This is a genomic window from Pseudomonas sp. W15Feb9B, assembly GCF_000828175.1.
Lineage (GTDB): Bacteria > Pseudomonadota > Gammaproteobacteria > Pseudomonadales > Pseudomonadaceae > Aquipseudomonas > Aquipseudomonas parakoreensis.
Genome location: NZ_JTKF01000029.1, coordinates 17238 through 40026 on the forward strand (window position 1 = coordinate 17238; position 22789 = coordinate 40026).

Below are 22789 nucleotides of genomic sequence, written 5' to 3' on the forward strand. Positions count from 1 at the left end.
GTTCACGCATCAGCTGTTGTTGTGGTCGACCTTGATGGTCGGATCGCTGCCGGCGATCAGGTTGTGAATGTTGGCGCTCGACCAGTTGTTGCCTTCCAGTTTGATCGTCACGTCCGGGGTGGCGGCTGCCGCGTCGCCGGAGTTGAACTTGCCCGCCGAGCTGACTTGCAGCGACGACGTGCCATCAACCGTGGTGATCTTCAGGAAGTTGTCGATGGTGCTGCCGGTTTCGCCCTGCAACAGGTCACGCAGGTCGATGCGGTCGCCTTCGCTGGCGTTGAAGTCCTTGATCACGTCGTTGCCGGTGTCGCCTGCTTTCCAGACGAAGGTGTCAGCACCGGAACCACCGATCAGGATGTCGTTGCCCTGGCCACCGATCAGCGTGTCGTTGCCGGTGCCGCCGAGCAGGATGTCATTGCCCTTGCCGCCGTCGAGCAGGTCGTTACCGCCCGAGCCGAACAGGATGTCATTGCCTGCGCCACCCAACAGCGTGTCGTTGCCATCGTGCGCACCGGAGACATCGAACGCCTGATAGTGCTCGGTGATGTACTGGTGCACATTGCTGGTAGTGACTTTGCTGACATCCACGCCGGTCTGCTGCGCCACGAACGCCTGCATCGCCTGATAACCCTCGCCGGCAATGCCGTTGAAGCTCACCAGGTCGCCGAACAGGATGTCGTTGCCGTCGCCACCGCTGACGGTGTCGTTGCCCGGCATCGTTGCTTCGGTATGGCCGATGATCGAGTTGGCCAGATCCTTCGGATCGATGTTGGTTTGCGGCAAGTGATCCGAGTCATACGGTTTCAGGTCGTTGAGGCTGACACCGCTGTTGATACCGATGGCTTCGACATTCGACAGACCGCTGAGCAAGGCGAAGCTGCTGCTGGAGTTGTCGGTGGTGGCAGTCGTGGTGCTGTTACCAGTACCGGCCAGGCTCGACAGCTCGTAGGTGCCATCACCCTGAGCGTGGACAGTGCCCAGGTTGGTGGTGGTCCAGCCGCGGCCGTTGTAGGTCTGCAACTGGGCATAACCGCTGGCGGTGATGCTCAGGTAATGCGTATTGTCGATGTACGTGCTGAAGGTATCGCCCAGCTTGTAGTTGCTGGTCGTGACCACACTGTCGAACTTCACGCTGCCATACAGCGTCGGGTTGGTCTGCTCGCCGCTCTGGTAGTAGGTCGGCTGGCCGTCGGTGATGAAGTAGGTAAGGTTCTTCGCCCCGGTGTTGGCCAGCGCTTCCGTGCTCTGGAAAAAGTTGGCCGTGGTCTTGAACACGTCTTCGTAGTTGGTGCCGCCACCGGAGGTCATCGAGTCGAGTACGGCTTTGAGCTGGGTCAGCGCGTTCGGGTCGTTGAGGTTGACCGAGACCGACTTGTTGACCTGGGTATCGAAGTCCACCAGGAAGATGTTCACCGTGCCCGAATTGCTGCCGCCCAGGCTCTGCTTGAGGGTGTTGAACACCGAGGTCAGCGAGTCTTTGGCCGCGTTGATCGACGAGGTGCTCATACTGCCCGAGCTGTCGACCATGAACGCAATGTTGTAGTTGGTGCCCGGCACCACGGTCAGACCGCCGATGTCGGCGACCATGATGTCGTTGCCGTCGGTGCCGTTGAAGGTGTCATCGCCCGAAGTACCGACCACGGCGTTGTATACCGCTGGCACCACGGTGACCGGAATCGTCGCGGTGCTGCTGGCCGAGCCGCCGACCATCTCGGTGGAAGTCGACGTCACGGTCAGGTTGAACTGGCCGTTGTAGTAGGTCGGCGGGGTCACGGTCAGGCTGCCGAGGCTCCAGCCGGTGACGTTGGCTTCGCCGTTGCTCGCGGTGACGGTGAAACTGTGGCCATGGCCGTCGGAGAGTACCGAACCGACCGGCGCACCGCTGATCTTCACGCTCAGGGTTTCCGAGCCGTCGGTGTCGGTCAGCGCGGTGTTGATCGCCGACAGTTTCACCGTGGTGCCTTCGGCGCCGGTGTTGAGTTTGTAGCCGTCGTAATAACCTTCGCCGTTGGTACCGTGCAGGTCGGAGACGGTCACACCGGCGTTCACCAGATCCTGCACGCCGGTGTAGATCGGCACGCCGGCGCTGCTCAGGTCGATCGGCGTGCTGCCGTTGACCGACAGGTTCACGTCATAGCTGCCCGGGCCGCTCTGGTTGTGGTGGTAGATGTCCAGGGTGTAGTAGCCGCTGGTGGTCGGGGTGAACGAACCGCTGATCGTACCGCCCGCGCCCCAGGTGCCCGACGCCACGCTCTTGCCGCCGATGGTGATCAGCAAGCTGTCGTCAGCCACGCCGCTGAAGCTGTAGGTCTTGCCGGCTTCCAGATAGATCAGGCCCGAGGTTTTCGACGCGGTGCCGGCGCTCACGCTGCCGTCCGACTGCACGTTGGTCACGTTGGTGCTGGAGTTCGGGGTGCCGGCGCCATCGATCACGTTTTTCAGCGTGGTCGAGTCAGCGCCATTGCCGCTGGTACCCAGGCCCGCCAGACCGGTCCAGACTTCCTTGACCAGTCCGGTGGATTTCACGCTGTTGTCGGCCACGCTCACGGTCGGTGCATCCGCCACTGGCGTGATGTCGATCTTCACGGTGCCGGTGTTGCCCAGCAGTTGGCCGTCGGTGGGCTGGAACTTGATCTGCGCGTAGTCGGCCTGGTTGTTGCCCAGGCCGGTGCCGCCGTAACCGTTGACGCCCGACTCGTTGGCATCCGGCAGGAAGCGCAGCTTGCCAGCGTCGATGTCAGCCTTGCTGAAGGTCTGGTTGTTGGCGACGTCTTTCCAGGTCGAACCGTCCAGGTACTGCAGTTTGCCTTCGCCCGGCAGCTGGGTGATTTTGATCCCCAGGCTGCTGGCCGGGCTGTCCACGTCGGTCACACCGAAGGTCGACCAGCCGAGGATCAGCGGGGTGTCTTCGGTGCCGGTGACGTTGACTGGCGCTGCAACCGGCGCATCGTTGACCGCCACCACGTTGACCGTGGTGGTCGCGGTGTTGGAGTAGTTGCCGCCATCGGTCACGGTCACGGTGATGATCCGTGGCACGGTGCTCGGGTCTTCACTGCTGTTGGTGAAGGTGATGTTCTTGATGGCCTGCATGTAGTCGGCCAGCGTCGCGTTACCCGACAGGGTCAGGGTCACGGTGCCGTTGGTGCTGTTGGCATTGATGGTGATGCCGTTGACGCTGTTGCCGAGGTTCAGCGCATCACCGTCCTGACGGTTGGTCAGAACGATGGTCGCACCGGTCAGCATGGTGCTGTCCGGGTCGGTGATCGTCAGGTCGGTATCGGCAATCGACACGCCGGCGCCCGGCGTGTTTTCGGTGAACGTCACCTTGTAGTCGGCACCGGTGGCGCCGCTGGAGTTGTTGGCATCCAGGTCGATGACCGGTGGTGCATCGTTGTCGATGATCGAGGTGCTGACGCTGCCGTTGGTGCTGCTGACAGCCAGGTTCTCGAAATTGCCACCGGTGGCCGAGTCGATCTTGACCACGAAGTTTTCGGTGCCTTCGGTGATCTTGTCATCGATGGTCGCGACGTTGAACTGCGCGCTGCTGGCGCCCGCCGGGATCTTCACGGTGTACACGCCAGTGAAGTCCGAACCGTCGGCGGCGGTGCCGCTGTAGACGATTTTCAGGGTCACGTCGGTTTGCGCCGGGTGGGTCAGGCTGACGGTGTAGCTGGCGGTCTGGCCTTCGGTCACCGAGGTGCTGCCGGTGATGCTGACGGTGGTGGTATCGATGGTATCGGCGACGCTGGTGACGGCCGGTGCCGTGCTCGGTACCAGGTTCTCGAAGTTGCCACCGCTGGCATTGGTGATGGTCGCCTGCACGCTGCCGGCGTCTTTGTAGACATCGTCAGCCGGAGCCGGAACGGTCACGGTGCCGGTGGTTTTACCGGCGTCGATGGTGATCACCGAGCCGTTGCTCAGGGTCACGGTCACCGGGGAACCGGCAGCGTTGCTCAGGGTTGCGGTGTAGGTGATCTGGCCGCCCTCGTTCACCGCCGGGGTCGCGCTCAGCGACAGGCTGGTGGTGTCGACGGTGTCGATCACGGTGGTGCTGACCGGGGTTTTGTCGGCCACGAGGTTTTCGTAATTGCCGCCGGTCACGTTGCTGATCGAGTTGGTCAACGGCGCGTGGCCAGTCAGTGCATCGTTTGGCGCGATGCTGGTCAAGGTGCCGGTGGTTTTACCGATGTCGATGGTGATGGTCTGGCCGTTGGCCAGGGTTACCACGACTGGCGAACCAGTCACAGGCGCACCGACGGTGGCGGTGTAGGTGACGGTGCCACCTTCGGCCACGGTGCCCGTGGCGGTGAGTTTCACGCCAGTGGTGTCGATGGTGTCGGTGACGCTGGTCACGGCTGGCGTGGTGCTTGGTACCAGATTTTCGAAGCTGCCACCGGTGGCCGTCTTGATTGTGGCCTGCACAGTGCCGGCGTCTTTGTAGACGTCGTCGGCTGGTGCTGGAACAGTCACGGTGCCGGTGGTTTTGCCGGCGTCGATGGTGATCACTGCGCCGTTGCTCAGGGTCACGGTCACTGGCGAGCCAGCGGCGTTAGTCAGGGTTGCGGTGTAAACGATCGAGCCGCCTTCGGCCACGGTGCCGGTCGCGGACAGCGACAGGTTGGTGGTGTCGACGGTATCGGTCACGGTGGTGCTGACCGGAGTCTTGTCGGCAACCAGATTCTCGTAGTTGCCGCCGCTCACGTTGGTGATGGCGTTGGTCAACGGCGCGTGGCCGGTCAGCGCATCGTTCGGTGCGGTGGTGGTTACGGTGCCGGTGGTTTTGCCGATGTCGATGGTGATGGTCTGGCCGTTGGACAGAGTCACCACGACTGGCGAACCTGTGACTGGCGCACCGACGGTGGCGGTGTAGACGACGTTGCCGCCTTCAGCCGCTGTACCGGTGGCAGACAACTTCACGGTAGTGGTGTCGATGGTATCGGTGACGCTGGTCACGGCCGGTACGGTGCTTGGTACCAGGTTTTCGAAGTTGCCGCCGCTGGCATTGGTGATAGTTGCCTGCACGGTGCCGGCGTCTTTGTAGACGTCATCAGCCGGGGCAGGAACGGTCACGGTGCCAGTGGTTTTACCGGCGTCGATTGTGATCACTGCGCCGTTGCTCAGGGTCACGGTCACTGGCGAACCAGCGGCGTTGGTCAGGGTGGCGGTGTAAATGATCGAACCACCCTCGGCGACCGTATTAGTGGCGCTCAGGGACAGGTTGGTGGTGTCGACAGTGTCGGTCACGGTGGTGCTGACCGGGGTCTTGTCGGCCACAAGGTTTTCGTAGTTGCCGCCGGTCACGTTAGTGATCGAGTTGGTCAACGGCGCGTGACCGGTCAGCGCATCGTTCGGTGCGATGCTGGTCACGGTGCCGGTGGTTTTGCCGATGTCGATGGTGATGGTCTGACCGTTGGCCAGGGTCACGACGACAGGCGAGCCGGTAACTGGCGCACCAACGGTAGCGGTGTAAGTGACGGTGCCACCTTCGGCCACGGTGCCCGTGGCGGTGAGTTTCACGCCCGTGGTGTCGATGGTGTCGGTGACGCTGGTCACTGCTGGCGTGGTGCTTGGTACCAGGTTCTCGAAGCTGCCACCGGTCGCGGTTTTGATCGTTGCCTGAACAGTGCCGGCGTCTTTGTAGACGTCGTCGGCCGGGGCAGGGACGGTCACGGTGCCAGTGGTTTTACCGGCGTCGATGGTGATGACTGCACCGTTGCTCAGCGTCACGGTCACTGGCGAACCAGCGGCGTTGGTCAGCGTTGCGGTGTAAACAATCGAGCCACCTTCGGCCACGGTGCCGGTCGCGGACAGCGACAGATTGGTGGTGTCGATGGTGTCGGTCACGGTGGTGCTGACCGGCGTTTTGTCGGCCACCAGGTTTTCGTAGTTGCCGCCGCTGACGTTAGTGATCGCGTTGGTCAGTGGTGCATGACCGGTCAACACGTCGTTAGGCGCGGTGGTGGTCACGGTGCCGGTGGTTTTGCCGACTTCGATGGTGATGTTCTGGCCGTTGGCCAAGGTCACCACAACCGGCGAACCGGTGACCGGCGCGCCGACGGTCGCGGTGTAAGTGACAGTGCCACCTTCAGCAGCCGACTCGGTCGCGGTCAGTTTGACCGTGGTGGTGTCGATGGTGTCGGTGACGCTGGTCACGGCCGGGGTGTTGCTGGTCACCAGGCTTTCGAAATTGCCGCCAGTCGCGGTCTTGATCGTGGCCTCAACGGTGCCGGCGTCTTTGTAGACGTCATCGGCCGGTGCCGGAACGGTCACGGTGCCGGTGGTTTTGCCCGCGTCGATGGTGATCACGGCGCCGTTGCTCAACGTCACGGTAACCGGCGAGCCGGCAGCGTTGGTCAGGGTCGCGGTGTAAACGATCGAGCCGCCTTCGGCCACGGTACCGGTCGCGGACAGCGACAGGTTGGTGGTGTCGACGGTATCGGTGACCGTGGTATTGACCGGGGTCTTGTCGGCAACGAGGTTTTCGTAGTTGCCACCGCTCACGCTAGTGATCGCGTTGGTCAACGGCGCATGGCCGGTCAGCGCGTCGTTCGGTGCGGTGGTGGTTACGGTACCGGTGGTTTTACCGACTTCGATGGTGATGTTCTGGCCGTTGGCCAGAGTTACCACAACTGGCGAACCGGTGACCGGCGCACCGACAGTGGCGGTGTAGGTGACGGTGCCGCCCTCGGCCGCCGACTCGGTCGCGGTCAGCTTGACCGTGGTGGTATCGATGGTGTCGGTGACCTGCGTCACAGCCGGAACGGTGCTTGGCACCAGGTTTTCGAAGTTGCCACCGGTCGCGGTGGAAATGGTCGCTTCGACTTTACCTGCGTCTTTGTACACGTCATCGGCTGGCGCCGGAACGGTCACAGTGCCAGTGGTTTTACCGGCGTCGATGGTGATCACGGCGCCGTTCGACAGAGTCACGGTGACTGGCGAGCCAGCCGCATTGGTCAGGGTCGCGGTGTAAACGATTGAGCCACCCTCGGCCACGGTGCCGGTCGCACTGAGCGACAGGTTGGTGGTGTCGACGGTATCGGTGACGTTAATGCTGACCGGGGTTTTGTCAGCCACGAGGTTTTCGTAATTGCCACCGGTGACGTCGGTGATCGCGTTGGTCAGAGGAGCATGACCGGTCAATGCATCATTAGGCGCAGTGGTAGTCACGGTGCCAGTGGTTTTACCCACCTCAATGGTGATGTTCTGACCGTTTGCCAAGGTCACGACCACAGGCGAACCGGTCACTGGCGCGCCGACGGTTGCGGTATAGGTGACGGTGCCGCCTTCGGCCACTGAGGTATCGGCAGTCAGTTTGACGGTCGAGGTGTCGATCGTGTCGGTGACTTCGGTGACAGCCGGCACGGTACTTGGCACCAGGTTTTCGAAGTTGCCACCGGTGGCGGTGGAAATGGTTGCTTCGACTTTACCGGCATCTTTGTAAACGTCGTCCGCCGGAGCTGGAACAGTCACGGTGCCGGTGGTTTTGCCGGCCTCGATGGTGATGACAGCGCCGTTGCTCAGCGTCACGGTAACTGGCGAGCCAGCGGCGTTGGTCAGGGTTGCTGTGTAAACGATCGAACCGCCCTCGGCGACCGAATTGGTAGCGCTGAGCGACAGGTTGGTGGTGTCGACGGTGTCTGTCACGGTGGTGCTGACTGGAGCTTTGTCGGCCACCAGATTCTCGTAGTTACCGCCAGTCACGCCGGTGATCGCGTTGGTCAGCGGAGCATGACCGGTTAACGCATCGTTCGGTGCGGTGGTGGTGACCGTACCGGTGGTCTTGCCGACTTCGATGGTGATGTTCTGACCGTTGGCCAGGGTCACGACCACAGGCGAGCCGGTTACCGGAGCACCGACGGTGGCGGTGTAGGTGACGGTGCCACCTTCCGCAGCGGATTCAGTCGCCGTCAGTTTGACCGTGGTGGTGTCGATGGTATCGGTGACATTGGTGACGGCCGGCACAGTGCTCGGTACCAGATTTTCAAAGTTGCCACCGGTAGCGCTGGAGATGGTCGCTTCGACTTTGCCGGCATCTTTGTACACGTCATCGGCCGGCGCCGGAACGGTCACGGTGCCAGTGGTTTTACCCGCTTCAATAGTGATCACCGCGCCGTTGGACAGGGTCACGGTGACTGGCGAACCAGCCGCGTTGGTCAGGGTTGCGGTGTAAACGATCGAGCCACCCTCGGCCACGGTGCCGGTCGCGCTGAGCGACAGGTTGGTGGTGTCCACGGTGTCGGTGACGTTAGTGCTGACCGGGGTTTTGTCAGCCACGAGGTTTTCGTAGTTACCGCCGCTCACGTCGGTGATGGCGTTGGTCAGCGGCGCGTGGCCGGTCAGCGCATCGTTCGGCGCAGTGGTAGTCACGGTGCCAGTGGTTTTACCCACTTCGATGGTGATGTTCTGACCATTGGCCAAGGTCACCACGACCGGCGAGCCAGTCACTGGCGCGCCAACAGTCGCGGTGTAAGTGACGGTGCCACCTTCCGCAGCCGATTCGGTCGCGGTCAGTTTGACCGTGGTGGCATCGATGGTGTCGGTCACGTTGGTGACGGCCGGAACGGTGCTCGGCACCAGGTTCTCGAAGTTGCCACCGGTAGCGCTGGAAATGGTTGCTTCGACTTTACCCGCGTCTTTGTAAACGTCATCCGCCGGAGCTGGAACGGTCACGGTGCCCGAGGTTTTACCGGCTTCGATGGTGATCACCGCGCCGTTGGACAGGGTCACGGTCACCGGCGTCCCGGCCGGATTGGTCAGGGTCGCGGTGTAAACGATCGAACCACCTTCCGCCACCGAGTCGCTGGCGGTCAGGTTCAGGTTGGTAGTGTCGACAGTGTCCGACACCGAGGTGTTCGCCGGTGTCTTGTCGGCCACCAGGTTTTCATAGTTGCCGCCGGCAACCTTGTCGATGGCCACGCTCAACGAGCTGCCGCCCGCCAATGGGCTGTTCGGCGCGACGAAGTTCACGCTGCCGGTGGTCTCACCGACGGCGATGGTGATGGTCTGGCCGTTGGACAGGGTCACGACGACTGGCGAGCCGGTTACCGGTGCGGTCACGCTCGCGGTGTAAACCACGGTTTCGCCTTCGGCGACGTTGGCGGTAGCGGTCAGCGACACGGTGGAGGTGTCGATGGTGTCGTTGACGGTGGTCACCGCCGGGGTGTTGCTGGTCACCAGGTTTTCGAAGTCGCCACCGGTCGCGCCTTTGATGGTCGCTTCAACGGTGCCGGCGTCCTTGTAGACGTCATCCTTCGGCGCATCGACGGTCACGGTGCCGGAAGTTTTGCCGGCGTCGATGGTGATCACCGCGCCATTGCTCAAGGTCACGGTCACCGGAGTGCCGGCGGCGTTGGTCAGGGTGGCGGTGTAGGTGATCTGCCCGCCTTCGTTCACCGCCGGCGTCGCGCTCAGCGACAGGTTGGTGGTGTCGACGGTGTCGGTCACGGTGGTGCTGACTGGCGTTTTGTCGGCGACGAGGTTTTCGTAGTTGCCGCCGCTGACATTGGTGATCGAGTTGTTCAGCGGCTCGTGACCGTTCAGCGCATCGTTCGGTGCGGTGGTGGTCACGGTGCCGGTGGTCTTGCCGATGTCGATGGTGATGGTTTGACCGTTGGCCAGGGTCACAACAACAGGCGCGCCAGTCACTGGAGCGCCGACAGTAGCGGTGTAAGTGACAGTGCCGCCTTCAGCCACCGAAGTATCGGCGGTGAGTTTGACCGTCGAGGTGTCGATGGTGTCGGTGACTTCGGTAACGGCTGGAACGGTGCTTGGCACCAGGTTCTCGAAGTTGCCGCCCGCTGTGTCCTTGATCGTGACTTCGACTTTGCCGGCGTCTTTGTAGACGTCATCGGCAGGGGCCGGAACGGTCACCGTGCCAGTGGTCTTGCCCGCTTCGATGGTGATCACCGAACCGTTGGACAAAGTCACGGTGACTGGCGAGCCAGCAGCGTTGGTGAGTGTCGCGGTGTAGGTGATCGAACCGCCCTCGGCCACAGTGCCAGTGGCGCTCAGCGACAGGTTGGTGGTGTCGACAGTGTCAGTCACGGTGGTGCTGACTGGAGTCTTGTCGGCAACCAGATTCTCGTAATTGCCGCCGCTCACGTCGGTGATGGCGTTGGTCAGCGGCGCATGGCCGTTCAACGCATCGTTCGGTGCGGTGGTGGTCACGGTGCCAGTGGTCTTGCCGACTTCGATGGTGATGTTCTGACCATTGGCCAGGGTCACGACCACAGGCGAGCCGGTCACTGGTGCACCGACAGTGGCGGTGTAGGTGACGGCGCCACCTTCAGCAGCAGACTCGGTTGCGGTCAGTTTCACCGACGTGGTGTCGATGGTGTCAGTGACTTCAGTCACTGCCGGAACAGTGCTCGGAACGAGGTTCTCGAAGTTGCCGCCGGTTGCACCGTTGATGGTGACTTCGACTTTGCCGGCATCTTTGTAGACGTCATCGGCTGGTGCTGGAACGGTCACGGTGCCGGTAGTTTTACCGGCTTCGATAGTGATCACCGAGCCGTTGCTCAGGGTCACGGTGACTGGCGAGCCAGCAGCGTTGGTCAGGGTCGCGGTGTAGGTGATTGAACCACCCTCGGCGACCGAGTTGGTGGCGCTGAGCGACAGATTCGTCGTGTCCACGGTGTCAGTGACGGTGGTGCTGACCGGGGTTTTGTCAGCGACCAGATTCTCGTAGTTGCCGCCGCTGACGCCGGTGATCGAGTTGGTCAGCGGTTCGTGACCCGTCAGCGCGTCGTTTGGCGCGGTGGTGGTCACGGTGCCGGTGGTTTTGCCGACTTCGATGGTGATGTTCTGACCGTTGGCCAGGGTCACAACAACCGGCGAGCCGGTTACCGGAGCACCGACAGTCGCGGTGTAGGTGACAGTGCCGCCTTCAGCGACCGAAGTATCGGCGGTCAGTTTGACGGTCGAAGTATCGATGGTGTCAGTGACTTCGGTGACAGCCGGAACCGTGCTCGGCACCAGGTTCTCGAAATTGCCGCCTGCTGCGTCTTTGATCGTGACTTCAACCTTGCCCGCGTCTTTGTAAACGTCATCGGCTGGGGCGGGAACAGTCACGGTGCCGGTAGTTTTACCTGCTTCAATGGTGATCACCGAGCCGTTCGACAGGGTCACGGTCACCGGCGTACCGGCCGGATTGGTCAAGGTCGCGGTGTAGACGATCGAGCCACCTTCAGCCACGGTGCCGGTAGCGGTCAGCGACAGGTTGGTGGTGTCGACGGTGTCGGTAACGGTGGTCGAAACCGGAGTTTTGTCAGCGACCAGATTTTCGTAGTTGCCACCGGTGACGCCGGTAATAGAGTTGGTCAGCGGTTCGTGACCGTTCAGCGCATCGTTTGGCGCGGTGGTGGTCACGGTGCCGGTGGTTTTGCCCACTTCGATGGTGATGTTCTGACCATTGGCCAAGGTGACAACAACCGGCGAGCCGGTTACCGGTGCGCCGACGGTGGCGGTGTAAGTGACAGTCCCGCCTTCAGCGACCGAAGTGTCGGCGGTAAGTTTGACCGTCGACGTATCGATGGTATCGGTAACTTCGGTAACAGCCGGAACGGTGCTCGGCACCAGGTTCTCGAAATTGCCGCCTGCGGCGTCTTTGATCGTGACTTCAACCTTGCCAGCGTCTTTGTAAACGTCATCGGCTGGTGCTGGAACGGTCACGGTGCCGGTAGTTTTACCGGCTTCGATAGTGATCACCGAGCCGTTGCTCAGGGTCACGGTGACTGGTGTGCCCGCTGGATTGGTCAAGGTCGCGGTGTAGACGATCGAACCACCTTCAGCGACGGAACCGGTGGCGCTCAACGTCAGGTTGGTGGTGTCGACGGTGTCGGTGATGGTGGTGCTGACAGGGGTTTTGTCGGCCACGAGGTTTTCGTAGTTGCCGCCCGTTACGGCGGTAATCGAGTTGCTCAGCGGCTCATGACCATTCAACGCATCATTTGGCGCGGTGGTGGTTACGGTGCCAGTGGTTTTGCCGACTTCGATGGTGATGTTCTGACCATTGGCCAGGGTCACCACGACTGGCGAACCGGTCACTGGTGCGCCAACGGTCGCGGTATAGGTGACGGTGCCACCTTCAGCCACCGAGGTATCGGCGGTCAGTTTGACGGTCGAGGTGTCGATGGTGTCAGTCACTTCAGTGACCGCAGGGACAGTGCTCGGCACCAGGTTCTCGAAATTGCCGCCGGTGGTTCCGGTAATGCTGACTTCCACTTTGCCAGCGTCTTTGTAGACGTCATCGGCAGGTGCTGGAACAGTCACGGTGCCAGTGGTTTTACCGGCCTCGATGGTGATGACCGAGCCATTGCTCAAGGTCACGGTCACCGGAGTACCGGCCGGATTGGTCAGGGTTGCGGTGTAGACGATCGAACCGCCTTCCGCCACGGTGCCGGTCGCAGTCAGCGACAGGTTGGTGGTGTCGACGGTGTCGGTGACGTTGGTCGAAACCGGGGTTTTGTCCGCCACCAGATTTTCGTAGTTGCCACCGCTCACGTCAGTGATCGAGTTGGTCAGTGGCTCGTGACCGTTCAATGCATCGTTCGGCGCAGTGGTAGTCACAGTACCGGTGGTTTTACCCACTTCGATGGTGATGGTCTGGCCGTTCGCCAGAGTCACGACAACAGGCGAGCCGGTGACCGGTGCGCCGACGGTAGCGGTGTAAGTGACAGTGCCGCCTTCAGCCACCGAAGTATCGGCCGAGAGTTTCACGGTCGAGGTGTCGATGGTGTCAGTCACTTCAGTGACCGCAGGGACGGTGCTCGGCACCAGGTTCTCGAAGTTGCCACCTGTTGTTCCGGTAATGCTGACTTCAACCTTGCCGGCGTCTTTGTAGACGTCATCGGCAGGTGCTGGAACCGTTACGGTGCCAGTGGTTTTGCCGGCCTCGATGGTGATGACCGAGCCGTTGCTCAAGGTCACGGTTACCGGAGTGCCGGCCGGATTGGTCAGGGTCGCGGTGTAGACGATCGAGCCACCTTCAGCCACGGTACCGGTGGCGGTGAGCGACAGGTTGGTGGTGTCGACGGTGTCGGTGACGTTGGTCGAAACCGGCGTTTTGTCGGCGACGAGGTTTTCGTAGTTGCCGCCGGAGACGCCGGTGATCGAGTTGGTCAGCGGTTCGTGACCCGTCAGCGCGTCGTTCGGCGCGGTGGTGGTCACGGTGCCAGTGGTTTTGCCCACTTCGATGGTGATGGTCTGACCGTTGGCCAGAGTCACGACAACCGGCGAACTGGTGACCGGTGCGCCGACGGTGGCGGTGTAAGTGACGGTGCCACCTTCAGCCACCGAGGTATCGGCGGTCAGTTTGACGGTCGAGGTGTCGATGGTGTCGGTCACTTCGGTGACAGCCGGCACGTTGCTCGGAACGAGGTTCTCGAAATTGCCACCGCTGGTTCCGGTAATGCTGACTTCAACCTTGCCGGCATCTTTGTAAACGTCATCAGCAGGCGCTGGAACGGTCACGGTACCGGTGGTTTTACCGGCTTCGATGGTGATGACGGAGCCATTGCTCAGGGTCACGGTCACCGGGGTGCCGGCCGGGTTGGTCAGGGTCGCGGTGTAGACAATCGAACCGCCTTCAGCGACGGAGCCAGTGGCGCTCAACGTCAGGTTGGTGGTGTCGACGGTGTCGGTCACGGTGGTGCTGACCGGCGTCTTGTCGGCCACGAGGTTTTCGTAGTTGCCACCGCTCACGCCAGTGATCGAGTTGGTCAGCGGCGCTTGGCCGTTCAACGCATCGTTCGGCGCGGTGGTGGTCACGGTGCCGGTGGTTTTACCCACTTCGATGGTGATGGACTGACCGTTGGCCAGAGTCACGACAACCGGCGAACCGGTCACGGGTGCACCAACCGTAGCGGTGTAAGTCACCGTGCCACCCTCGGCGACCGAGGTGTCAGCGGACAGTTTGACGGTCGAAGTATCGATGGTGTCGGTCACTTCGGTGACCGCAGGGACAGTGCTTGGCACCAGATTTTCGAAGTTGCCGCCGGTTGCACCGTTGATGCTGACTTCGACTTTGCCGGCATCTTTATAGACGTCATCGGCAGGTGCCGGAACAGTCACGGTACCGGTGGTTTTACCGGCTTCGATGGTGATGACGGAGCCATTGCTCAGGGTCACGGTCACCGGGGTGCCGGCCGGATTGGTCAAGGTCGCGGTGTAAACGATCGAACCGCCCTCAGCCACGGTACCGGTCGCGCTCAACGTCAGGTTAGTGGTGTCGACGGTGTCGGTAACGGTGGTCGAAACCGGGGTTTTGTCGGCGACGAGGTTCTCGTAGTTACCGCCACTGACGTTGGTGATGGCGTTGGTCAGCGGTGGGTTGCCGGTCAACGCATCGTTCGGCGCGGTGGTGGTCACGGTGCCGGTGGTTTTGCCGACTTCGATGGTGATGGTCTGACCGTTGGTCAGGGTCACGGTCACTGGCGAACCGGTGACCGGCGCGCCTACGGTGGCGGTGTAAGTGACTGTGCCGCCCTCAGCGACCGAGGTATCGGCGGTCAGTTTGACCGTCGAAGTGTCGATGGTGTCGGTGACTTCGGTGACGGCTGGAACGGTACTTGGTACCAGGTTCTCGAAATTGCCACCGCTGGTGCCGGTAATGCTGACTTCGACTTTGCCGGCGTCTTTGTAGACGTCATCCGCAGGCGCGGGAACGGTCACGGTACCGGTGGTCTTGCCAGCTTCGATGGTGATGACGGAGCCGTTGCTCAACGTCACGGTCACCGGGGTACCGGCCGGATTGGTCAGGGTTGCGGTGTAAACGATCGAACCGCCTTCGGCCACGGTGCCAGTGGCACTCAGCGACAGGTTGGTGGTGTCGATGGAGTCAGTGACGGTGGTGGTCGCTGGTGTCGTGTTTGGCACCAGGTTCTCGAAGTTGCCGCCGGTAGCACCGGTAATCGTGGTGCTGACGGTGCCGCCGTTGTTATAGACGTCGTTTGGCGCAGTCGGCACGTTGATGGTGCCCGTAGTCTGTCCGGCTTCGATGGTGATGGTCGAGCCATTGGACAGGGTGACGGTGACCGGCGTCTGCGCCGGGTTGGTCAGGGTCGCGGTGTAAGTGATCTGGCCACCTTCAACCACGCTGCCGGTAGCGGTCAGGGTCAGGCCGGTGGTGTCACGCGAATCGACGATGTTCGTCACGGCTGGCGTCGTGTTCGGCACCAGATTCTCGAAGTTTCCGCCACTGGCACCGGTAATGGTGGTAGTGACGGTGCTGCCGTTGTTATAGACGTCATTCGGCGCGGTTGGCACGTTGACAGTGCCCGTGGTCTGGCCGGCTTCGATGGTGATGGTCGAGCCGTTGGACAGGATGACGGTGACAGGCGTCTGTGCCGGGTTGGTCAGGGTCGCGGTGTAGGTGATCTGGCCGCCTTCAGTGACGCTGCTGCCAGCGGTCAGGGTGACGGTGGTGGTGTCGATGGTGTCGGTGACCTGGGTCGTGGCCGGAGTGGTCGGCGGGGTCACGGTAATGCCGTTGCCGCCGGTGGTGCCGGTGACGGTCACGTCGATCTGGGTCGGGTCGTTATAAACGGTGTCGTTCGGCGCCAACGGCACGTTGACGGTGCCGGTGGTGGAGCCGGCTGGAATCACGATCACCGAGCCGTTGGACAGGGTGATGGTCAGGTCGGTCAGCGGCGCCTGGGTCAGGGTCGCGGTGTACACCAACACGCCGCCGGCTTCGGTGATGGTCGGCGTGGCGCTGAGGCTCAGGGTCGACTCACGCAGAGCGTTGGTGGTGGTGTCGGTGGTCTGGCCACCGGTGATGTTCTGCGCCGCTTGCGCACCGGCGTTGATGCCCGCGGTCGGGAAGCCGATGGTCGGGTCGACGCGGCCAGCAGTGGCGTCGAGCATCACGAAGCTGTGGCCGCCGCCTGCCGCGCCGCCAGTCCCCGCGGCGGTCGCGCCGGCAGCGGTGGCTTCAAGAGCAGTGGTCGGGTCGGCACCGGCGGCGATGGCCTGCTGCAACTCGGCTACAGAAGGTGCGGCCTGCGCGGTGGCTTCGGCCAGGTCCGTGCTGGAGTCGGGCGCGTTGGCGCTCCACTGCGTTTCGCGACCCAGGTCCAGGGTGCGGCCATCCGCCAGTTCCAGCGATACAGCGCCGGAGAGGCCAGTATCGATCTGGTCGCCGACGAACAGGCGATCGCCTTCAACGAGCACGCGGCGTACACCCTCGGGGGATACCACGAATACCTGACCGACAATGCTTTTGACGATGGCAACAACACTGCTCATTGAAGACTCTCCGGGTGTTACGTTCAGTTGACTTCCATTGCCTGATGGCTTCGGCGCCGATTCAGTCTGGACGTACTTTTAAAATTTGCGAATCAAGTTTGACGCTTCTTTTCGTCAATATTTTGGCTAGATTCTTTCGCTATTAACTTTATGCCAAACTATTGACCTTCTGGGTGCCATCCTAAACAATCGCCCCACTAATGTCACATTGATATTTCCGCGGCGACCTGTCCCTCAGCGTGTGATCCAGTTCCTATTTTGAACTTTCCGACATACGGTCATTCCGGTTGCCAATCATCCGACGCAGCAGCACGTTTTGCTGTGATTCAAGACAAGAAGTCCTGGGAAATCTTTACCATGCGTTTGCACTTGTTCAAGGCTCTACCCTTCGCTCTGGCCGCCTCTTTCGCCCATGCACAATCCTTACCGGAAGCCATGCAACAGGCACTGGATGTCCATCCGGAAATCCAGGCAGGGGTCAACAGTCGTCTGGCTGCGGATTATCAGTTAAAGGCTGCGAAAGGTGGATACCTGCCCAAGGTCGACCTGCTGGGTGGTTATGGCCGTGAGGGCACCGACAGCGTGACCACGCGCGCCAACGGTGGCGGTAACCACTGGGAGACGCTGAACCGCAGTGAGTCAAGTTTACGTCTCTCGCAAATGGTCTTTGACGGTTTTGCGACGTCGAGCGAAGTCGGGCGTCAACAAGCCACCGTCAACTCGCGCGCCTACTCCCTGCTGGGGACTTCCGAGCGCACCGCGCTGACCGTCGCCCAGGTGTACCTGGACGTGTTGACCCGCCGCGAATTCGTGCGTCTGGCCGAAGAAAACCTCAAGAGCCATCAGCGCATCTACGACCAGATTCAGCTGCGCACCCAGCGCGGCGTCGGCAGTGGTGCCGACCTCGATCAGGCCGAAGCGCGGATGGCCCAGGCGCGCAATAACCTGATCACCGAGCAGACCAACCTCGCCGACTCCGAGACCAACTTCCTCAGTGCCGTCGGCCAGATGCCTGACCAGCTGGAGCGTCCGGCGCCGTTCATGGCAATGATGCCGGCCAACCTCAATGAAGCGCGGCAGCAGATGCTGGAAAACAGCCCGATCCTGCGCTCGGCCGAGTCCGATATCGCTGCTGCCGAGAAGCAGTACGAAACCGCCAAGTCGACGTTCTACCCACGTTTCGACGCCGAGCTGGGTCGCACTGCCGACAACGATCTCGACGGTCAGAACGGCCACAACAACGAGTGGCAGGCCATGCTGCGCATGCGCTTCAACCTGTATTCGGGCGGCAGCAACAAGGCCGATCTGGAATCCAAGTCGTACCTGTCAAACCAGGCGCTGGACATCCGCAACAACGCCCTGCGTCAATTGAACGAAGAACTGGGTCTGGCCTGGAACGCTCTGAACAACGCCAATGCGCAGGTGCCGATCGCTCAGCAGTACGTTGATCACAGCACCGCCGTGCGTACCGCCTACCAGCGTCAGTTCAGCCTCGGCGAGCGGACCTTGCTGGATTTGCTCGACAGCGAAAACGAGTTGTTCACCGCTTCGCGCCGTCTGGCTGAGATCAAGAACATTCAGTTATTTACTCAGTATCGAATCAAGGCGACCATGGGCGAGTTGCTCAAGAGCCAGGGAGTGGTCGCACCGTTGGCATCCGTCGTGCAGAACGATGTGAAGCCGAAGGTCCAACTGCCGGGTATGAATTGAGCAGAACCTTCATTGTTCAATTGTTAGCCAAGAGTGCCGAGCGTGGAATCAGAAGTCAGTCGAGTTCAACTCATTCATGATCCGCGCGCGATGCACGACGATCCGTTGCTGGATGGTCTGCTCGCTCTGTGCATGCTGCACCAGAAACCCGCCAGTGCGGCGATGCTCACCACCGGTCTGCCTCTGCCCAAGCAGCGCCTGAGCGTCGAGTTGCTGCCCCGCGCAGCGGCTCGCGCCGGGCTGCAGGGTCGGGTGCTGCAACGCAAGCTGGAAGAGATTCCGGCGATTGCCATGCCGGCGCTGTTGCTGCTCAAGGATGGCCGCAGCGCCGTCCTGCTCGGCTGGCAAGGTGACAACGAAGCCCGGGTGCTGCTCAGCGAAAGCGACGGCGGCGAATCGGTGGTCAGCCGCGAACTGCTGGCCGACGACTACACCGGCAAAGTGTTCTTCGCCCAGCCGCAGCACAAATTCGACGTCAACCACGGCACGCTGATCCCGCGTGCGCGCTCGTGGTTCCGCGACACCCTCAAGCGTTCGCGCTGGCTGTACGCCGATGCGATCGCCGCGAGTTTTCTGATCAACATCATCGCCATGGCCGCGCCGCTGTTCGTGATGAACGTCTACGACCGCGTGGTGCCGAACCAGGCCGAAGCGACCCTGTGGGTGCTGGCGCTGGGCATCACCGGTGCCTACATCTTCGACCTGATCCTCAAAAGCCTGCGCAGCCTGTGCCTGGATCTGGCCGGCAAGAAAACCGACCTGATCATCTCCGCGACGCTGTTCGAGCGCATCGTCGGCATGGCCATGAAGTACCGCCCGGCGCGGGTCGGCAGCTTCGCGCAGAACATCCATGAGTTTCAGAGCCTGCGCGACTTCCTCGCCTCGCTGACCCTGACCAGCCTGATCGACCTGCCGTTCACCATCCTGATCTTCATCGTCATCGCGATTCTCGGCGGGCATCTGGTGTGGATTCCGGTGCTGGCGTTCCCGATTGCGCTGTTGATCGGCTATGCGTTGCAGAAGCCGCTGGTCGCGACCATGGAACGCACTATGGCGCTGGGCGCCGAGCGTCAGTCGAGCCTGATCGAAACCCTCGCCGGCCTCGACGCGGTCAAGGTCAACAACGCCGAAAGCGAACGCCAGTATCAGTGGGAGCAGACCATCGGCACCCTCAGCCGCCTCGAACTGCGGGTGAAAATGCTCTCCGGTCTGGCGATGAACATCACCCTGCTGATCCAGCAACTGGCCGGGGTGATCATGATCGTCTTCGGCGTGTACCAGATCATCGCCGGCAACCTGAGCATGGGCGGTCTGATTGCTTGCTACATGCTCAGCGGCCGTGCGCTCAGCCCACTGGCGTCGTTGTCCGGTCTGTTGACCCGCTACCAGCAGGCGCGGGTGACCATGACCTCGGTTGACCAGATGATGGAGCTGCCGCAGGAGCGCAATTTCGAAGAGCGTCCGCTGAGCCGCAAGGTGCTGCAAGGCGCGATCGAGTGCCGTCAGTTGAACTTCACCTACCCGGAACAGCAGAACCCGGCGCTGAAGAACATCAACCTGGTGATCCGTCCCGGCGAGAAGATCGGCATCATCGGCCGCAGCGGCTCGGGCAAGAGTTCGCTGGCGAAACTGCTGGTCGGCCTGTACCAACCGGACGACGGCGCGTTGCTGGTGGACGGTGTGGATATCCGCCAGATCGACGTCAGCGAGCTGCGCTACAACATCGGCTACGTGCCGCAGGACATCCAACTGCTGGCCGGCACCCTGCGCGACAATCTGGTTTCTGGCGCGCGTTATGTCGAAGACGAACTGGTGCTGCAAGCCGCAGAGCTCGCGGGCGTGCACGAATTCGCCCGCCTGCATCCGCAGGGTTATGAACTGCAAGTCGGTGAACGCGGGCAGAACCTGTCCGGCGGCCAACGGCAGAACGTCGCACTGGCGCGGGCGCTGCTGCTCAACCCGCCGATCCTGCTGCTCGACGAACCGACCAGCGCCATGGACAACACCGGCGAAGAACGCCTCAAGCAACGCCTGGCCGCCGTCGTTGAAAACAAGACCGTGGTGCTGGTGACGCACCGGGCCTCGCTGCTGTCGCTGGTCGACCGCCTGCTGGTGGTCGACCGTGGACAGATTCTCGCCGATGGCCCGAAAGCCGCCGTGATGGAAGCGTTGAAGAAGGGGCAGATCAGTGTTGCTTAAGTCGGGTGTCAAAGAGTCGATCCGTCGCTACTTCAAGGGTTCTGCCTCGCTGCAGGGCCAGCCGCTGCCGGAGGTCAACAAAGCGCTGATCGAGGACGCCCCGCGCGTCGTGCGCCTGACCATCTGGGCAATCATCGGCTTCTTCCTGTTCCTGCTGCTGTGGGCCAACTTCGCCGTGATCGACGAAGTGACCAAGGGCGACGGCAAGGCGATTCCGTCGTCGAAGATCCAGAAAATCCAGAACCTGGAGGGCGGGATCGTTTCGGAAATGTTCGTCAAGGAAGGCCAGATCGTTGAGGCCGGCGCACCGCTGATTCGCCTGGACGATACGCGATTTGCTTCCAACGTCGGCGAAACCGAAGCTGATCGCCTGTCGATGCTGTTGCGTGTCGAACGCCTGAGCGCCGAGGTCGATGACCGTCCGCTGAACTTCCCGGAAGACGTGCTCAAAGCCGTACCGGGTCAGGCGAAAAGCGAAGAGTCGTTGTACATCAGCCGTCGTCAGCAATTGCATGACGAAATCGGTGGCCTGCAGGAACAACTGATTCAGCGTCAGCAAGAACTGCGCGAATTCAGTTCCAAGCAAGCGCAATATCGTCAGCAACTGGGCCTGCAGCGCCAGGAAATCAACATGTCCGAACCACTGGTGGCACAGGGTGCCGTATCGCCGGTGGAAGTGCTGCGCCTCAAGCGTGCCGAAGTCGAAACCCGTGGTCAGCTCGACGCCACCACGCTGGCCATCCCGCGCGCCGAATCGGCGATCAAGGAAGTACAACGCAAGATCGACGAGACGCGCGGCAAATTCCGCAGCGAAGCGCTGACTCAGCTCAACGAAGCCCGCACCGACCTGAATAAGGCCCAGGCCACCGGCAAAGCGCTGGAAGACCGGGTCAGCCGGACGCTGGTCACCTCGCCGGTGCGCGGCATCGTCAACAAGTTGCTGGTCAACACCATTGGCGGCGTGATCCAGCCGGGCAGCGACATGGTGGAAATCGTGCCGCTGGACGACACCTTGCTGGTCGAAGCCAAGATCCGCCCGCAGGACATTGCCTTCCTGCATCCGGGGCAGGAAGCGATCGTCAAATTCACCGCGTACGACTACACCATTTACGGCGGACTGAAAGCCAAACTGGAGCAGATTGGCGCCGACACCATTACCGACGAAGACAAGAAAACCACCTACTACATGATCAAGGTGCGCACCGAGCGCAGCCACTTGGGCACCGATGACAAGCCGCTGCTGATCATTCCGGGGATGGTCGCGTCGGTGGATATCATCACCGGCAAGAAGTCGGTGCTGAGCTATCTGCTCAAGCCGATCATTCGGGCGCGGGCCGAGGCGTTGCACGAGCGTTAGATTTGCAGCGCGGCTGATGGCCTCTTCGCGAGCAGGCTCGCTCCCACATTGGATCTTTGTTAAGCACTCATTTTGTGTTCACCAACGAACCCCTGTGGGAGCGAGCCTGCTCGCGAAGGTCAGCGGGAATAACACACTCCTGTCAGTAAGTGACGCAAATCGTCACTCACCATCCCGTCCATTCCTCACCAACCGCCATATCGTTATTCATTAACGGTATTTAATTTCCAATTCTTATAGCTTTAAAGTCACCCACCTGCGTACCTGCCGACCAATCGGCGCGCCGCACGACCTGAACCGACACGCAATCCAGCGTGAGTGTCTGATCGACGTGCGCGCCTGTGAGCGCGCCGTGCGTGGGAGATTGAAAGATGTCCGCAGCTACTGCCACCCCAAGCGCCGCGACTGCCGCGCCGCAAAGCTTTGAAATCCGTCCGTTCAGCGGTGCCGTCGGTGCCGAAATCATCGGTCTGGACCTGACCCGACCGGTCAACGACCAGGACTTCGCCCGCATTCATCGCGCGCATCTGGATCACCATGTCGTGGTGTTCCGCGACCAGCGCATCACCCCGCAACAGCAGATCGATTTCAGCCGTCGTTTCGGCGTGCTGCAGATCCACGTGCTCAAGCAGTTCCTGCTGGCCAATCACCCGGAAATCCTCATCGTTTCCAACATCGTCGAGAACGGCCAGAACATCGGTCTCGGTGACGCTGGCAAGTTCTGGCACTCCGACCTTTCCTATAAAGAGCTGCCGAGTCTCGGCTCGATGCTGCATGCGCAGGAATTACCGTCCGAGGGCGGCGACACCTTGTTCGCCGACATGCACAAAGCCTGGGACAACCTGCCCGAGGCCCTGCGCAAAGCGGTGGAAGGCCGCTCTGCCGCGCATTCCTACACCGCGCGCTACAGCGAAACCAAATTCGAAGGCAACTGGCGTCCGACCCTGACCCCGGAGCAACTGGCGCAGGTCGCCGAAGTGGTGCATCCGATCGTCCGTACCCACCCGGAAAACGGCCGCAAGGCGTTGTTCGTCAGCGAAGGCTTCACCACCCGTATCGTTGGTCTGCCGGAGGACGAGAGCAAACAACTGCTGGCCGAGCTCTACGCCCACAGCGTGCTGCCGCAGAACATCTACCGCCACCAGTGGCAGCCCCACGACATGGTGTTCTGGGACAACCGTTCGCTGATCCACCTCGCCGCGGGCTGCCCCGCGCACCTGCGCCGCAAGCTGTATCGCACGACCATCCAGGGCGACGCGCCTTTCTGATTTGCCGGAG

Annotated in this window: 5 protein-coding genes; 4 read left to right on the plus strand and 1 reads right to left on the minus strand. The window is 61.6% G+C overall.

All coding sequences use genetic code 11. The features are described 5' to 3' along the window. Nucleotides 1-9: 9 nt before the first annotated feature. Complete coding sequence (locus OC71_RS15565; protein ID WP_041070913.1) at nucleotides 10-16245, minus strand: LapA family giant adhesin; 16236 nt, start codon at nucleotides 16243-16245, stop codon at nucleotides 10-12. A gap of 357 nt (nucleotides 16246-16602) precedes the next feature. On the opposite strand from OC71_RS15565, the gene OC71_RS15570 reads away from it, so the two are divergent. The 4 genes from OC71_RS15570 (at nucleotide 16603) to OC71_RS15585 (ending at nucleotide 22779) form a co-directional block, all read left to right on the plus strand. Beyond that, complete coding sequence (locus tag OC71_RS15570; protein WP_041070916.1) at nucleotides 16603-17955, plus strand: TolC family outer membrane protein; 1353 nt, start codon at nucleotides 16603-16605, stop codon at nucleotides 17953-17955. Between the two features lie 42 nt (nucleotides 17956-17997). Further along, nucleotides 17998-20154 (plus strand): type I secretion system permease/ATPase, encoded by a 2157-nt coding sequence (locus OC71_RS15575; RefSeq protein WP_027611114.1) that lies wholly within the window; start codon nucleotides 17998-18000, stop codon nucleotides 20152-20154. Next, a complete protein-coding gene (locus tag OC71_RS15580; RefSeq protein WP_041070920.1) occupies nucleotides 20144-21511 on the plus strand; it encodes an HlyD family type I secretion periplasmic adaptor subunit in 1368 nt (455 codons plus the stop codon). Before OC71_RS15575 ends, OC71_RS15580 begins: the two co-directional genes overlap by 11 nt. A 371-nt stretch (nucleotides 21512-21882) precedes the next feature. Continuing rightward, nucleotides 21883-22779, plus strand: a complete 897-nt coding sequence (locus OC71_RS15585) for a TauD/TfdA family dioxygenase (protein ID WP_041070923.1) — start codon at nucleotides 21883-21885, stop codon at nucleotides 22777-22779. Nucleotides 22780-22789 lie beyond the last annotated feature (10 nt).